Source organism: Paraburkholderia sp. Ac-20340, from assembly GCF_017104965.1.
Taxonomy (GTDB): Bacteria; Pseudomonadota; Gammaproteobacteria; order Burkholderiales; family Burkholderiaceae; genus Paraburkholderia.
This window is the reverse complement of sequence record NZ_JAAGPR010000024.1, coordinates 53,345-67,946: the sequence shown is the minus strand read 5'-3', so window position 1 is coordinate 67,946 and position 14,602 is coordinate 53,345. Positions and strand designations below refer to the sequence as shown.

15 protein-coding genes are annotated in these 14,602 nt (G+C 59.6%); 10 read left to right on the top strand and 5 right to left on the bottom strand.

The features are described 5' to 3' along the window. Positions 1–140: 140 nt before the first annotated feature. Both G3N59_RS25530 and G3N59_RS25525 read right to left on the bottom strand, forming a co-directional pair. Positions 141–917, bottom strand: a complete 777-nt coding sequence (locus G3N59_RS25530; protein WP_241024085.1) for an HNH endonuclease signature motif containing protein — start codon at positions 915–917, stop codon at positions 141–143. Between the two features lie 6 nt (positions 918–923). Continuing rightward, entirely contained in the window at positions 924–1,235 is a 312-nt protein-coding gene (locus G3N59_RS25525; protein WP_205985590.1) for a hypothetical protein, read from the bottom strand. A 296-nt stretch (positions 1,236–1,531) separates the two neighbouring features. On the opposite strand from G3N59_RS25525, the gene G3N59_RS25520 reads away from it, so the two are divergent. The 6 genes from G3N59_RS25520 to G3N59_RS25495 all read left to right on the top strand — a co-directional run bounded on the left by G3N59_RS25520 (position 1,532) and on the right by G3N59_RS25495 (position 5,719). Then, on the top strand, positions 1,532–2,389 hold the full coding sequence (locus tag G3N59_RS25520) for a hypothetical protein (RefSeq protein ID WP_241024083.1): 858 nt from the start codon (positions 1,532–1,534) through the stop codon (positions 2,387–2,389). Then, positions 2,386–2,574 carry a hypothetical protein gene (locus tag G3N59_RS25515; RefSeq protein ID WP_027820657.1) on the top strand — a complete coding sequence of 63 codons (189 nt, stop codon included), beginning with the start codon at positions 2,386–2,388 and terminating at the stop codon, positions 2,572–2,574. The genes G3N59_RS25520 and G3N59_RS25515 overlap by 4 nt, the downstream gene beginning before the upstream one ends. 197 nt (positions 2,575–2,771) lie before the next feature. After that, positions 2,772–3,311: a hypothetical protein gene (locus G3N59_RS25510; RefSeq protein ID WP_205985589.1), complete on the top strand. Its 540-nt coding sequence runs from the start codon at positions 2,772–2,774 to the stop codon at positions 3,309–3,311. A gap of 105 nt (positions 3,312–3,416) precedes the next feature. Then, positions 3,417–3,770 carry a transposase gene (locus G3N59_RS25505; RefSeq protein WP_234489200.1) on the top strand — a complete coding sequence of 118 codons (354 nt, stop codon included), beginning with the start codon at positions 3,417–3,419 and terminating at the stop codon, positions 3,768–3,770. A 26-nt stretch (positions 3,771–3,796) separates the two neighbouring features. Continuing rightward, positions 3,797–4,117: an IS66 family insertion sequence element accessory protein TnpB gene (gene tnpB, locus G3N59_RS25500; protein WP_346777931.1), complete on the top strand. Its 321-nt coding sequence runs from the start codon at positions 3,797–3,799 to the stop codon at positions 4,115–4,117. 30 nt (positions 4,118–4,147) lie between these two features. Beyond that, on the top strand, positions 4,148–5,719 hold the full coding sequence (locus G3N59_RS25495) for an IS66 family transposase (protein ID WP_205985588.1): 1,572 nt from the start codon (positions 4,148–4,150) through the stop codon (positions 5,717–5,719). Between the two features lie 138 nt (positions 5,720–5,857). On the opposite strand, the gene ligD is transcribed toward G3N59_RS25495, so the two are convergent. From ligD to istA (G3N59_RS25480), 3 genes are all read right to left on the bottom strand, one after another. Next, the gene (gene ligD, locus G3N59_RS25490) at positions 5,858–6,571 is read right to left on the bottom strand and encodes a non-homologous end-joining DNA ligase (protein WP_241024095.1); all 714 of its coding nucleotides are present in this window, start codon (positions 6,569–6,571) and stop codon (positions 5,858–5,860) included. Between the two features lie 145 nt (positions 6,572–6,716). Further along, positions 6,717–7,583 carry an IS21-like element helper ATPase IstB gene (gene istB / locus G3N59_RS25485; protein WP_074987891.1) on the bottom strand — a complete coding sequence of 289 codons (867 nt, stop codon included), beginning with the start codon at positions 7,581–7,583 and terminating at the stop codon, positions 6,717–6,719. Beyond that, positions 7,580–8,803: an IS21 family transposase gene (istA, locus tag G3N59_RS25480; RefSeq protein WP_205985587.1), complete on the bottom strand. Its 1,224-nt coding sequence runs from the start codon at positions 8,801–8,803 to the stop codon at positions 7,580–7,582. Before istA (G3N59_RS25480) ends, istB (G3N59_RS25485) begins: the two co-directional genes overlap by 4 nt. A gap of 937 nt (positions 8,804–9,740) precedes the next feature. On the opposite strand from istA (G3N59_RS25480), the gene istA (G3N59_RS25470) reads away from it, so the two are divergent. The 4 genes from istA (G3N59_RS25470) (at position 9,741) to G3N59_RS25455 (ending at position 14,583) form a co-directional block, all read left to right on the top strand. After that, positions 9,741–11,234, top strand: coding sequence for an IS21 family transposase (istA, locus tag G3N59_RS25470; RefSeq protein ID WP_205985585.1), 1,494 nt, complete (start codon positions 9,741–9,743; stop codon positions 11,232–11,234). Further along, positions 11,231–12,052 carry an IS21-like element helper ATPase IstB gene (gene istB / locus G3N59_RS25465; protein WP_205985584.1) on the top strand — a complete coding sequence of 274 codons (822 nt, stop codon included), beginning with the start codon at positions 11,231–11,233 and terminating at the stop codon, positions 12,050–12,052. The genes istA (G3N59_RS25470) and istB (G3N59_RS25465) overlap by 4 nt, the downstream gene beginning before the upstream one ends. Before the next feature lie 182 nt (positions 12,053–12,234). Then, entirely contained in the window at positions 12,235–13,458 is a 1,224-nt protein-coding gene (locus tag G3N59_RS25460; RefSeq protein WP_205985583.1) for an MFS transporter, read from the top strand. A gap of 75 nt (positions 13,459–13,533) precedes the next feature. Continuing rightward, positions 13,534–14,583, top strand: coding sequence for a succinylglutamate desuccinylase/aspartoacylase family protein (locus G3N59_RS25455; protein ID WP_205985582.1), 1,050 nt, complete (start codon positions 13,534–13,536; stop codon positions 14,581–14,583). Positions 14,584–14,602: the final 19 nt, after the last annotated feature.

Sequence of the window (14,602 nt, the reverse complement as noted above, 5' to 3'; positions counted from 1 at the left end):
ATGTGATCTTGCGCTATGCGCTCGCTCATGTCGAAGGATTGCGCCTCACGATGTGGAAGGGAGGCGTCCATACCATTTCTCTCAAGAGTTGGAGCCTCCACCAAACCCGGCTCGGTTCACTACCCGGTCTGTAGTTCACGTCAGGCGGATGCACCGTAGTGCGCCTGGCGATGACAGTTCGGACAGGCGGCGACAGCATTTGCCGTCGTGTCTTCCCCCCCATCGGCGAGTTGAACAAGATGGTGGACTTCAAGGTAGGGTCGGCCGTCCCTCCGCATAAACGGAGCATCGCGACGACAAATTTCGCATATGCCACCTGCGCGCGCCAGAACTTCCGCGACAACGTCGGCATTGCGCAAGAAAATTTCGGTTGTGACGGTGGTGGTTGCTGGCTTCCTCGCTGCAGTGGCCAGTCGCTGGCGCCGGGCATCGCCAGTGTCCGCCAGAGACGCCTCAATCTCGCGCTCGAATTGAGCGCGTGCCTGCGTCAGCGTCGCGCTTTGCCGGTGCTCTTGTAATTGCGCCTCATACCGCGCAACCACATCACGCAAGGCGTGAACGGTAGTCTTACGTGTCTGCTCGTAGTAGGCAATGTGCGCCCAGACTGCTGCGATAGCTGGCGCAAGCGCATCAGCGCCATCTTCCGTAAAAATCCGTTGCAGGAAGACCTCCGCTGCAGGCGTGCTCAGCGTGCGCCGGTAGCATTCACCTTTTCGGAGATGCCGGTAGTCGCGGATAAGTGCCTTCGCACTGTTGATGTTGATGCCATGATCAGTGGACAGCTGGGTGGCGCCCACCGACGCCTTCACTTCCCCGAGGTAGACGCGCCTCGCGACGTTGAACGCCGCGATGATCTGTTCATTTGTAATTGTTGACGGCATGGTGTGCTCAATTTCCAGTGTAGTGGGGATGCCCAAGGCTGCTCACGCCTCTGAGTCGACATCGCGCGGTGGCGAGTCGGCTATCCAGCTCTCGATTTCTTCCATACGTTCGAAGCGAGGTTCGCGGAACCACGCAGTCAGTTCGTTTGCCCACTCATTCCAGAGCAGATCGCGCAACTCAAACTCTTCTTCGATCAGTCGAAGATCGTCCTCGCGAAGATATGCAAAGACAACCTCCCGGCCATCCCACCAGGCAACTGCATAGTTGGTCAGGCGAGCGGCAACGCCGCGGGGAAGATCACGAAGCAGCATGGCGAGGTCCCTGCGGAAAGCGTCGGGCGTGATAACTTCCATTGCTGTCTCCCAGATCGATGTGCTGCGTCGCAGTCTACTCTTGGCAGTGCATTTAACTCGGACTGAGTGTTACGTTTCACCTTCAGCCGAAAGTCGACGATGGTATCGACCGCGGTGGGGTCTGCCTGTTTGCTTGAAGCGCGCCCCCGAATTTGCGACGGCGAGCGTGACCGAAGCTACCTGATCGTCTTCCAGAATCATGCGGATTTGGAAGCCAGATTTCAGGCAAAATGCGTTGCGCGTGGCCACTGTCGATTTTGCCGCCCGTCACGACGGCGCATACGGGGCATCCCCGAATGCAGTTACCACCGCAGGGCAGACAGCTTTTTCCTGAATACCGTACTATGCCGCTTCCAACGACCGACTTCTTCAACCGCGTCCTGAGTGGACCGTACGACGCGCTGTGCCGCACGCCACAGGCGGCAGCGCATCTGAGCGGCACATTCCGTTACGACGGGGTGCAACTGGAAGACGGCGACGCGTTCGAACTGTTCGGCGTGGTGATGTCGAGCCGCGAGGCGGCGCAGTTGCTGATGGTGTTTGACGGCGCACGCGTGCATGCGCAGGACCAGTACGGCTACGGTGATGACGATGCGCCCCCGGGCACCTACTTCACGACGATCCATCCGAATCTGGTGCATGAAGGCCACAAGAACCGCGTCGGCATCTATGACGAACAGGGGACCGGCGAGGCACTGTTTCTTGACGATGTGCTGGCCGATGACGGCGATGACGACGAATTCCCTGCGGAAGAAATTGGCCCGCCGCGTGCTGTGCATGTCGACCACTTCTATCTGCGCCACCAGGCGCCCGAAGGTCTCGGCACAGTAGCGTTTGCGCTCTGTGCGATGACTGCGCACCGCATGGGCTACACCCGTATCTCGCTGATCGCCGGCGGCGGTCGCGGACATGCCAGGCACATGATCGGCTATTTCGTCTGGCCAAAACTCGGGTTTGATGCCCCGCTCGATCACGGGGAAACCGATGGCCGCGTGGATCTCGCGGGCTGCCTTACGGTTCAGGACGTGATCGCGATCGACGAGGCCTGGTGGCGGGAAAATGGCTCCCAGCGCCTGATGGAGTTCGATCTGGGTGCCGACAGCCGGTGCTGGGAAAAACTGCTAGACTATCTGCAACAGAAGGAGTTGATATGAGCGAAGCACTGAAAGCAAAAAAGCCGGCTGACGCTGCCAAGCAGCCGAAGGTGGTGGTGCGCCGTGCCCGTTCGAAGACGATGCCGGTCGTGACGCCTGCCATGAAAGAGCGGCTGCGCGCGAAGGCGAAGACGTCGACGCGAAGCTCTTTCCCTGAACTTCCTGAATGGCGTCTGGAATACTGAATGACTGAAAAACGGGCCGCGAGGCCCGTTTCTTATTGGGGCCGCAACGACTGTATTCCGTGTCATCTTATGCAGGGCAGAAGTTCTTTTCACACGCTAAACGGGGAACTACCTTCTTGAGGGGGAGCCTGAGATTGTGGCTAGCTTGCTCAAGCGGTCCCAGACGTTATGTCTCTAGTGCGTCGTCAGGAAAATTAATGGCCGCGTCCAACCCCCGTACATTCTCTCTTCAGACTCCAGCTGATCTCTACCGCAAACTGAACTTTGAAGCGCTGGAGCTGCACAACAATGCCCCCGCCGATCTGCAGCAGCGCGCGTATGCGGTGATGAATGCTGTGACGACGGCGTGGCAGATGAAAGACTGGGTATATGAAGCACTTCGCGATGCCAACGCGCTTGGTCGCCTGAACGAATTCGCAGGCCGGAACATCCAGGGGAATAAAGATTTCGGCAAGTTCCTTTGCGACAACAGCCCGTGGATGAACGTGTGTTTTCAACTGGCGACTGCAGCCAAACATTTCGGCGTCGGACAGGACACCGGACTCGAAGTGCAGACCACAATTGAATTCCAGGTAGATCCTGAGACCACCGTTCACGAACTACGCGGGCAGCATGAAATTATGGTTCGAACACCTCGCAACAGCATATCGGGCCCCGATCTCGTTTTGTTGCTCGATTACATCTGGTCTCGGGCACTACCCCGACTTGGACTTCTGGAGCCACAAGACGCCGGATAGACAGCGCTTCTCCCGCTGCTCACGGTAAGCGAGTCCACCGTACCGTCTGTTCATAACGATGCGGCTTCGGCATTCTGATTCCCACTAGATCTGGTGGGAATCAGAATGATGGAAGTGAGCGCACCGGGCCGGCGACGCGGCTCGAGGAACTACACACAAGAATTCCGGGAGATGGTGGTTGCGCAAGCTAACGACCCGGCGCGTTCGATCGCCGACGTTGCGCAGGAACACGGTCTGAACGCGAACATGGTCGCAAAGTGGCGACGCGAACGTTCGCCTGCGCAATCGACGGCTCTATTGCCGGCGCCAGAGTCCTTTCTCCCCGTGCAGATCGCGCCGTCGTCGAAGCAGCAGCCGGCCATCACGGTGGAGCGCGGAGCGGTTCGGGTTCGCTTTGAAGGCACCCCGGATCTCGACGTACTGCGCGTCGTGTTGGCTAGCCTGCGTGATGCTCAATGATGCTGGGACTACCATCTGGCACACGCGTGTGGCTCGCCGCCGGTGTCACCGACATGCGCGCCGGCTTCAACAGTCTCGCCGCGAAGGTACAGAGCGTTCTCGAGCGTGATCCGTTCAGTGGCCACGTGTTTGTGTTCCGGGGCAAACGCGGCGATCTACTCAAGGTGTTGTGGTGGAGCGGCGATGGATTGTGCCTGCTCATGAAGCGCCTCGAGAAGGGACGTTTCGTGTGGCCTCAAGCCACGAGCGGAACGGTCTGCCTGAGTCCCGCGCAGCTTTCGATGCTGCTCGAAGGCATCGACTGGCGCCAGCCCACGCGCACGGCGCAACCCACTTCTGCGTTGTAAACGTCGGCGCCGACACGTAAACTGTCGGTCATGACTTCGGCCGACACCCTTCCCGACGACATCGATGCCTTGAAAGCGCTGCTGCGCGAGCGCGACGCCAGGATTGAACGCCTGCAGGATGTCGTCGACTCGCAGGAGGCGGTCATCGCCACGGGCAAGGCTGAGATCGAGCACCTGAAGCTGCTGATCGCGAAGCTGCGCCGCATGCAGTTCGGGCGCAAGTCCGAGAGACCGGACCGGCAGATCGAGCAACTCGAACTGCGACTCGAAGAGCTCGAAGCCGACGAAGGCGCGATGCCAGTTGAAATTCCGAAGGCAACGCTCACGGTACCGGAACAGGCACCGCGCAGGCGATTGCCCGAACATCTGCCGCGCGACGTTCAAACGTATTTGCCCGAGTCGGGCGAGAAGTGCCCGGAGTGCGGCAGCAAGATGAAGCTCCTGGGCGAAGACGTTGCTGAACAACTCGAGTACGTGCCGGCAAGCTTCCGCGTGATCCGGCATGTGCGACCGAAGTTCGCCTGCTCGTGTTGTGACCACATCGCACAGGCAGCAGCACCGAGCCGACCGATCGAGCGTGGCCTGGCCGGCCCCGGACTACTGGCTCACGTGTTGGTCTCGAAGTTCGCCGATCACTTACCGCTCTACCGGCAGTCGGTCATGTACGCACGCGAAGGCGTGGAGCTTGATCGCTCGCTACTCGCGAAGTGGGTCGGTCACGCCGCGACGCTCCTGCAACCTCTCGTCGAGGCGTTGCGTCGTCACGTGATGGCGGCAACGAAACTCCACGCCGATGACACGCCGGTACCGGTGCTCGCGCCGGGCAACGGCAAGACGAAGACCGGTCGCTTGTGGGTGTATGTGCGCGATGATCGCACCTCGGCCGATATGACGCCGCCGGCGGTATGGTTCACTTACACGCCAGATCGCAAGGGCATCCATCCGCAACAGCACCTCGAGTCGTTCAGCGGCACATTGCAGGCTGACGCGTACGGCGGCTACCGGGCCATCTACGAAACCGGGCGTGTGATTGAAGCAGCCTGTTGGGCCCACGCGCGACGCCAGTTCTACGAGTTGCACGCGGCACGTCCGAATGCGCTGAACACCGAAGCGCTCGAGCGTATCGGTGTGTTGTACAAGATCGAGGAAACGATCCGGGGCAAACCACCCGATGAGCGCCGGGCATATCGACAGGTGCATGCGCGGCCGCTACTCGAGCACTTCCATGCGTGGCTCACAACAACGCTGGAAACGCTCTCGCGCAAATCCGACACGAGTCGGGCGATCCTCTACGCCCTGAACCGGTGGGAGGCATTCACGCGTTATTGCGATGACGGCCGGCTCGAAATCGACAACCTGCCAGTCGAGCGCGCGTTGCGCGGGGTGGCCATCGGCCGACGTAACTATCTGTTCGCCGGCGCTGACTCGGGTGGCGAACGCGCTGCCGTGATCTACAGCCTCATCGGCACGGCGAAACTCAACGATGTCGATCCCGAGGCGTATCTGCGCTTCGTGCTCGCACGCATCGCCGACCACGCGATCAACCGCGTTGACGAACTCATGCCGTGGGTCGTTGCGGACCAGCTTCGCGCAAACGCCTGAAGATCCCGCGCGCCTGTCAAGACGGCGCTCGTGCAGCGCTTACTGCTCACGCGGAGAAGCGAAGCCTTCTGCGCATCACGCGCCGACGGCACGCCGCATCGCGTTGCTGATCGCCTGCCGGACAGTCCAGTAACCCTGCTAGGCATCACCACCCAGGCGACGTTGACGCGCGAGCGCTGACTGCATTGTCCATTCATGCGCAGACCTGAGCGATGGCAGCTCTCCCCAGGCCACGGGCATTGAAACACCCATGCCGGGACGGGCCCGAACCGAATAGGCCGCAACCGACGTGGCGCCCTTCGCATTGCGCAGATAGTCGATAAAGATTTTCCCGACGCGGTTCCGCGGCCCCGACACTGCGGTAAACCGTGAAAGCACCACCCGCTGCATGTGCTTTGCCACGCACTTCGAGAACGCCTTCACGTTTTCCCAATCTTGGCCGCCGGTCAGCGGCACAACGATATGTAGCCCCTTGTCGCCACTGGTCTTGGGAAATGACGCGAGACCGAATTCGTCGAGCACCACCTTGAGTAGCTGGGGCGCCTCGATCATGCGGCTCCATTCAAGCGCCGGGTCCGGGTCAAGATCGAAGATCATCCGGTCGGGGTGCCCAAGGTCGGCCGAGACCGCATTCCAGGTATGCAGTTCGATCACGCCTATCTGCACAAGTCCGACCACGGCCCGGGCATTGTTGGCCACGAGCAGCGCCGCGTGTCCCGGATGCAGTTCGACGGGCAGTTCCTCGGCAGCCGGAACCTTCGCCCGCTCCTCGTGTTTCTGGAAAAAGAGCTGGCCATCGATGCCGTCCGGCGCCCGGACAAGCGAGAGCGGCCGATCGCGAAGGTGTGGCAGTGCCCATTCTGCGATTGCCTAGTAGTAACGCGCGACTTCGAGCTTGGTATGCGCCGCGCTGGCATCAATGACGCGTTGTCAACGTCGGACTTAATTTCCTCAGAATCGTCGAAGTAAATTTCCCCACCCTGTGTATTTGCGGTGATCAGCCGCTGAATGGATCAGGTGAGCTCTTTCGGGGGCGACCCGGGCGTCGGTTAGCAGGTTCGACCGGTGCCGGGTTTAGGGCGGATGGTCGGTTGCGCAGGTGGTCAGGCAGGAGATCGGCATGCTCCCGCAGCCGGTACGACGAACCTTCAATCTGGACAACAATCGCGTGATGCAGCAACCTGTCGAGCAGCGCCGCTGCGACGACGGTGTCGCCGAAGACCTCGCCCCATTCGCCGAAGCTGCGATTGGACGTGAGGACGATGGCGCAGCGCTCGTAACACGCGTTGACGAGCTGGAAGAACAAGTTGCCCCCGTTGGAGCCGATCGGCAGATAGCCGATCTCGTCAACGATGAGCAGACTGTTGCGCGCAAGAAAGCGCACACGCTGGGCGAGGTTGCCTTCGCGTTCGGCCTTCGCCATCGAATTGACGATTTCTGCCAGTGAGCCGAAGTACACGCTCTTGCCCGCACGCACCGCTTCGACACCTAGCGCAATGGAGAGGTGTGATTTGCCAGTTCCTGGCGGCCCGAGGAAGTGGACCGTCTGGCGTCGTTCGATGAACTCAAGTTGCGCAAGCGTCATGATGCGATCGCGATCGAGACTCGGCTGGAAGCTGAAGTCATATCCGGCGAGCGTCTTGACGGTGCCCAGCCTCGCTGTCTGCAGCGCCATGCGGATGCGCCGCGTCTCGCGCGTCGTGAACTCCTCGCCCAGCAACGTCTCCAGCACTTCGAGCATCGAGCTGTCGCCCTGTTCGAAACGCTTCAAGGTGGCATCCAGCGCTTCAAGCGCACGCGGCATACGCAAGCCAACGAGGTAACGCTGTATCCGTTCGACGGTTGAGGTTGGAACGCTGTTCATGCGCGCCTCCCGGCATCAGCCAGACGCCTGGCCACCTGATCGTAAAACGACAGCGGCCGACGTCCGACACCGGTCGTGCCCGACGATACGTCGCGCGCCGCCTGCTGCCTGCGCTGGCCCGCGCTCCGATGGCCAGGCAGCAACGATGTTCGTCGCCGGCCTTCCAGCACGGGGTGCACTGCGAGCAGTTCGCCGTCCTCGTAGATGCGGATCTCGTGAGCCAGACTATGGACGTCGAGCGTGCGCCTGCGGGTGCGATCGGGCACGCTATAGTAGTTGCCGCCGACCGAGACCAGACCTTCGTGGCTCACGCGCCGCTCGAGTCTGATGACGCCATTGAAGACGCCGGCAGGCAACTCCTGGAGCGCGGGGCGTTCCTCCCGGAAGTGTTGCATGACAACGCGATGCGTCGTGCCGTGTACTCGTGAGTTGGCCACCGTGTCGAGCCAGTTGCGCAACTGGCGGTTCAGATCGGCGAGATTCTGGAATCGTCGTGCGAGAAAGAAGTCCTGCCGGATATAGCGATAGGGGCGTTCGACCTTGCCCTTGGTCTTGGCGCGATACGCCTTGCACGCACGCGGAGCGAAACCATAGTGCTGTGCAAACGCGACCAGCTTCGCGTTGTAGACGATGTGCTTCTCGACTTCGCCCAGCACCGCTGCCTTCATGCGGTCGTACAGCACTTCGCGTGGCACACCACCAATGTGCTCGAACGCTTCCATGTGGCAGCGCAGGACGGTCTGCAGGTCCTGATGTTCGACGAAACGCCCCCACAGATAGCGGCTGTGCCCGAGCACAATCGAGAACAACCAGATTGAGCGTCGCTGCCCCGGTACATCGTCGAACTCAACATTGAAGTGTGCGAAGTCTACCTGCGCCTGGTGGCCAGCGGGAGTCTCAAAGCGCACCTCGAAGCCACGCTGTCGCGGTGGCCGGACTTCCCGAACCAGGTCGCCCAGCGCTGTTCGACCGCCCGCGTAACCCATGGCGTGAATCTCCCGCAGCAGCCGCTCGATACTGAGGTCCGGATACTCACGCACACGCTCGGTCACATAATGAACGAACGGGTCGATGACGCAGGGTCGCGGTGCACGTGGACCGTAACGCGGCGCCTGCATACCACCCTTGATGTATTTGCGAATGGTCTTGCGGTCCATACCCAGTCGAGCGGCGATGGCCGAGATACTCAGCCCCTGCCGGTGCAATTCCAGAATCGTCATAACCTCTCCCAGTTCGATCACCGACACCCCCTCGACGGATCCGTAGTGGGATATGGTCGGTGATCGGGAGAGCGCCGCCGCTTACGCGGCGGCGCCAGACAAAAACTGGGGAAAATTACTTCGACGAAAATGAGGAGTATCTATCCGACGCTGACACGCGTCCCGCGTCGCTGATGCTGACGCCCGCAACCATACCATCGCATCGCCGCACGGGTGGCTCGCAGGAATGTCAGCTATCTGCGCGGTATGGATGTCGACCACGTGCTCGCGAACGATCTCCGGGACGGCTTGTCGTCGCGCATTGCATGAAAGCTGCCATGTCGGATTTCACCACCGCGCGTCCATTCGAGAAGCGACACCTCGCAGACTATTTCGGGGCGTATCCAGTAATAGTCCCGGCCCGGTTCGAGACGTGGCGAAGGCTGTAATGGAGCCGCGGCCTGGGCGAGCGACAGCGCGCGCTCGTAGAACATCGCGGCACGTGCCTCGGACAGATACGGTCGCACACTACCGGCGTAGCGCAGCGAACCGTCCAGTTCATGCACGCCGAGCGATAGTCAATTCAACGAGTCGACGTTGCTCTGCAGGTAATCGTGTCCGTTGGCAGGAGGGGGAGCGCGTGGTCGAGAAATGAGTCATGCTGTCATTACCCATGGCAAGGACATAACAAGCCGCCTTACCTCGTACCTGATGTAATCGGCGCAAGCGACTACATAGCAGCCCCCCGCGCTGTCCAACCACGGACGGCAGATTCATGAATCCATTCCACGCGCCGCGACCTGGAGGGCGACAATCATTTTGGCCGGTGTAGCGGCGAAGGTTTTGGCCGGTGGTGAGGAGTCGAAGGCGGCGTAGCCGCCGAAGACGACGAATCACCGGCGGCGCCGAGTCGGCCGGGTTCTACGATGGCTGATCGAATAAGAAAGCGATCAGCCGCATGTCCGGAACCCGTATCACCGACCAACAGGTTCGCCTCTACATGTCTAAACGCAAACACCACTCTCAGGAGATCGCCGCCGCCAAGGCTGGCATCAGTGTCCGCAGCGCCCGGCGCATAGAACGAGACGCCTCACTGCCGTCCCAAAAGCCACGCCGCTATTGGCGCTCGCGCCCTGATCCTTTCGCCGACGTCTGGGATACTGAAGTCGTTACGATGCTCGCAAACGCGCCGCAACTTCAGGCGGTCACGATCCTGCGTAAGCTGCAGGACGATCATCCCGGGGAGTATCCCGACAGCACACGCCGCACACTCGAGCGACGCGTGCGGCACTGGAGGGCGATGTCCGGCCCACCCAAGGAAGTCTTCTTCCCGCAGCTGCATGAGCCCGGCGCACGCGGCCTGTCCGACTTTACCGACATGGCCGAACTGCGAGTGACGATCGCTGGCGTGCCATTCGAACACCGGCTGTACCACTTCGTGCTCTCGTTCTCACGCTGGGAATACGCCAATGTCGTTGAAGGTGGCGAGAGCTTCGAAGCCCTGTCCATGGGATTGCAGAATGCACTGTGGCAGGCTGGCGGATGTCCGCGCGAACATCGCACCGACAGTCTCTCAGCGGCGTTCAGGAATCTCGCTGACGAAGACGACTTCACAGTGCGCTATGCGGCGCTGCTTGAGCACTATGGCATGAACGGGACACGCAACAATCGCGGCCTGGGCCACGAGAACGGCAGCGTTGAGTCGTCGCATCGCTATCTGAAGGAAGCCGTCGACCAGGCGTTGATGTTGCGCGGCCATCGGGACTTCGTTGATCGTGCGGCCTATGATGAGTTTCTGCGCGAGGTCGTCATGCGTCGCAACCGGCGGAACGCAGCTGCGTTCCGCCTTGAGCGCGAACAGCTCATGGATCTGCCGCCAAGGCGCACGACAGACTTCGTCGAAGAAGAGGCACGCGTCACACGCTGCAGCACCTTCACTGTACGCGGCATTCTTTACAGCGCGCCGTCGCGACTGATCGGTCATCGCCTGAAGGTGCGCGTGTATGGTGACAGGCTCGACTGCTATCTGTCGGGCGCGCTGGTGCATAGCACCTCGCGCGGCTCGCGTGCCGGCGACAACCGCCGCGCGCTGGATTACCGACACTTTATTGAGAGCCTCAAACGCAAGCCGCAGGCCTTCAAGGGGCTTGCGTTTCGAGACGAGCTGTTTCCACGTGAGGCGTATCGCCGGACGTGGGAACAGCTGGAGGCGAGACTGACGCAACGCGAGGCGTGCAAAGTCATCGTTGGATTGCTTGAACTCGCTGCGCTCGATGGCGTCGAGGCCGTGCTGGCCGCGCGCCTCAACGCGTTGCTGGTTGATGGCAAGCTGCCTGATCTGAAGGCTCTGCGCGAGGAGTTCTCGCCGCGTCACGCCGATTGCCCAGTCGTCAATGTTGAGATGCCACCCGCAAGCAGCTATGACGACCTGCTCGGCAAGGAGGTCGCATGAGCACGCCCGCTTACGATGCCGGCCGTCTTGCCTTGATGCTCAATGAACTGCGCTTGCCGACCATCGCCCGCCTGTGGCCCGAGTTTGCGGAGCGCTCCGACAAGGAAGGCTGGCAGGCCACGCGGCTGATCGGCGCATTGCTCGAACACGAACTGGCCGAGCGGGCCAAACGGCGCATTGAACGACACCGTGCCGAGTCGCATCTGGACCCGACCAAGACGCTTGCGACCTTCGACTTCAGCATGGTGCCGATGGTTTCAAAGGCACACGTCATGGCGCTCGCGACCGGCGATTCGTGGCTTGAGAAAGGCGCCACGGCGCTCCTGTTCGGCCCGCCCGGAGCCGGCAAAAGTCATCTAGGTTCGGCCATCGGACACGCGTTGATTGACGCCGGCTACCGGGTGCTGTTCACGCGTACCAGCGAACTCGTGCAGAAGCTGCAGGCTGCGCGTCAGAGCCTGCAGTTGCCCTCAGTTCTTGCCAAGCTCGACCGCTTCGACCTGATCATCCTGGACGATCTGTCATATGCCCGGAAGGATCAGGCCGAAACCAGCGTGCTGTTCGAGCTCATTGCCGAAAGATACGAGCGCCGTAGCCTACTGATCACCGCCAACCAGCCGTTCTCGGGCTGGAACAACGTGTTTCCAGATCCCGGCATGACCGTCGCCGCAATCGACCGGCTCGTCCATCATTCGACGATCTTCGAGATGAATGTCGAAAGCTACCGTCGTCGCACCGCCAGCGACAAACAGAACAGCAGGCGCCGACAATCATCCGGCGACAATCACCAACAAGGAGCGACAACCATGACCGGATAACCACCGACAATCATCCCGGTCGACCGGCCAAGATGGTTGTCGGTAAACCGGCCGTGCTGCTTGACGCTGTCCAGCGACCTATGCCGCAACGCTATAGAGCGTAGCTAAATTCTGTATTTGTGCAGCCTTTTTTGCCTCCATACGATCTGTTCATCCGCGACAGGCATTTGATGGAGACAAATATGATTGAAGTGACATCCACGGGAGAGGCGGATCTGCCGACCCAACAACGAAAAGATGCTGCGATCACGGCATCGATCTTCGGATTGGGAGCGTTGCTAAACGCAAGTTTGCTATGCGCGCCCGCAATCGCGAGTCAGCTTTCAGCAGAGCTCCACTTCTCCCCTCAATATGTTGGGTATTTCTTCTCAATCGAATTCCTCGGATATGCCCTTGCAGGAATCTTGTCGACTTATGCAGTCGCGAAATTCAAGTGGCGAAAAATAGCAGTTATAGGGTTGGCAATATTTATCGCGGGCAATTTTGCGAGTCCCTATTTTGGTTCGAAAGTCGATCAGCTCTTCATCATCCGCGCAGTCACTGCAACGGCAGGTTGCCTGATAAACGTAATTTGCCTTGCCGCAGCAGGAAGAACGCGAGATCCAAGCCGAACGTACGCGGTCTTCGTCATCGGGCAGCTCCTTTTCGGTGTGTTCGGTCTCGCAGTCTTACCCATTGTCTTTCAACATGGGGGGATCGCGAACTATTACCGTATCGTTGCCGGACTATCGATATTTGCGTTGATGTTCGCCGTGCCATTTCTTCCGGACAGCGCGGGGCAGCGGGGATCTGAAGAACACAAGACGAAGGGGACACATTCGCAGCTGCTTGCATCCTGCTTAGCGTTCTTATGGGGTTTGCTTTTCTATGCGAGCCTAAGCGGTGTATGGACGTTTGTTGGTGCGATTGGTCAAACGTTGGGACTCGATGCAGCGCAGGCTGCCCGGTTCCTCTCCATTGCGACAGTAGCGGGAATCGTGGGCTCAGGAAGCGCTGCTGTGATTGGTGGTCAGCGATCAAAGCGGCTTCTTATTAACTCGGGATTTGCCTGCATGCTGCTATCTGTTCTTGCCTTCATGCTACATGGAAGTCAAGCTGTATTTTTCGTGGCTACCTTGGGCTTTAAGTTCGCTTGGACTTTCGTACTTCCTTTCGTATTTTCTGCCATATCCGATTCTGATCGTGCTGGACGTTTATTCGCACTCGTCTGTGTAAGTATCGGAGTGGGTCTTGCCATAGGGCCGGGGGTCGCCGGCTACCTGGTCACTGTCTCGGGGAATTTCAATATCATGCTGGCGGCTTCAGCGACGTGTTGCTTTGCTGCATGGGCGTCGATATCTTTGCTCTCAAAGAGCGACTCGCTCACAGAACTGGGACCGGGCGCTTCTGTAACGAACACGCGCTGACTTGCCTCATAGAAAGCTGGTTCGCTGCCTCTATGCCGGGCAGCTACCTGACTGAGACTTTGGAGAGTTGAAAAAATGTCTGGAACTCAAGGTAATCGTCGATCCATCATATCTGCAACGGTAGATTTTGATGCCCCAGGAAAACAATTGGGAGTTTTGCGGGTTCCTCACTCCGTGCATCGTTCTGCTTACGGCCACATTGCTATTCCGATTGCTGTCATCAAGAATGGGAAAGGTCCCACTGTCTTGCTCACCGGAGGGGTTCACGGAGACGAATACGAGGGTCCGATCGCACTGTCAAAGCTGGTCAGAAAGTTGAACACAACAGACGTAGCTGGCACGATTATCGTGATTCCAGCACTGAACTATCCGGCCTTCATGGCCGCATCGAGGGTTTCGCCGATCGATTCGATCAACCTGAATCGCGCTTTCCCGGGGAATAGAGACGGTACAGTGACAGAAATGATTGCTCATTATGTTACGACGGAATTGCTGCCGCGGGCCGCGTACCTGTTTGATTTCCACGCTGGAGGCAGTTCGCTGCACTATTTGCCGAGTCTGCTTGTTCCGTTCTACGGTCAGGGTGATGATTCGGCGGAGATTGACCGGCTAGTCGAAGCATTCGCTCCCCCCCGCGTTATCCGCTATGACGCAGAGAAGGCATTGAGCGGAGAAGATCGTGTAATTAGTAACTATGCGCGCCAGTTGGGTGTCAAGTTTTTGACTGGCGAATTTGGTGGAGGATCGTCCGTGAACATTGAGGGGCTGCGCGCGGTGGAAGGTGGTGTCCTTCGATATCTCGACGCCAGTGGTGTGTTGCAGCTCAATGAGCAGCTTCACCGGGAGTCATGTCGAACGGCGAGATCTGATAGACCACAATCGTACACGATGGATGATCCCGGCCTGTTCGCCTTTGCCAACGGCCCGGGCTTTTTTGAGCCGGCATTCCAACTGGGAGAGACACTTGAAGACGGTGCAGTTGCAGGGCACATCTACAGTAATGTGCGACCGTGGGACGAGCCTGAAACTATCCGCTTCCGAACTGGGGGGCTGGCGATCTGCATCAGGACCTTCGCGCAAGTTAAGGCCGGTGATTGTCTCGGTCATCTTGCGCGTCCGGTGTAACTGTTAAGGCCGAAACCGA

What these genes read in the sequence shown, in the direction of transcription:
- G3N59_RS25460 (WP_205985583.1), top strand. Translation starts at nt 12,235, where the DNA reads ATGATTGAAGTGACATCCACGGGAGAGGCGGATCTGCCGACCCAACAA.
- G3N59_RS25455 (WP_205985582.1), top strand. Translation starts at nt 13,534, where the DNA reads ATGTCTGGAACTCAAGGTAATCGTCGATCCATCATATCTGCAACGGTA.
- istA (WP_205985587.1), bottom strand. Translation starts at nt 8,803, where the DNA reads ATGACGATTCTGGAATTGCACCGGCAGGGGCTGAGTATCTCGGCCATC.
- G3N59_RS25495 (WP_205985588.1), top strand. Translation starts at nt 4,148, where the DNA reads ATGACTTCGGCCGACACCCTTCCCGACGACATCGATGCCTTGAAAGCG.
- G3N59_RS25525 (WP_205985590.1), bottom strand. Translation starts at nt 1,235, where the DNA reads ATGGAAGTTATCACGCCCGACGCTTTCCGCAGGGACCTCGCCATGCTG.
- G3N59_RS25515 (WP_027820657.1), top strand. Translation starts at nt 2,386, where the DNA reads ATGAGCGAAGCACTGAAAGCAAAAAAGCCGGCTGACGCTGCCAAGCAG.
- istB (WP_074987891.1), bottom strand. Translation starts at nt 7,583, where the DNA reads ATGAACAGCGTTCCAACCTCAACCGTCGAACGGATACAGCGTTACCTC.
- G3N59_RS25505 (WP_234489200.1), top strand. Translation starts at nt 3,417, where the DNA reads ATGATGGAAGTGAGCGCACCGGGCCGGCGACGCGGCTCGAGGAACTAC.
- istB (WP_205985584.1), top strand. Translation starts at nt 11,231, where the DNA reads ATGAGCACGCCCGCTTACGATGCCGGCCGTCTTGCCTTGATGCTCAAT.
- istA (WP_205985585.1), top strand. Translation starts at nt 9,741, where the DNA reads ATGTCCGGAACCCGTATCACCGACCAACAGGTTCGCCTCTACATGTCT.
- G3N59_RS25520 (WP_241024083.1), top strand. Translation starts at nt 1,532, where the DNA reads ATGCAGTTACCACCGCAGGGCAGACAGCTTTTTCCTGAATACCGTACT.
- G3N59_RS25510 (WP_205985589.1), top strand. Translation starts at nt 2,772, where the DNA reads ATGGCCGCGTCCAACCCCCGTACATTCTCTCTTCAGACTCCAGCTGAT.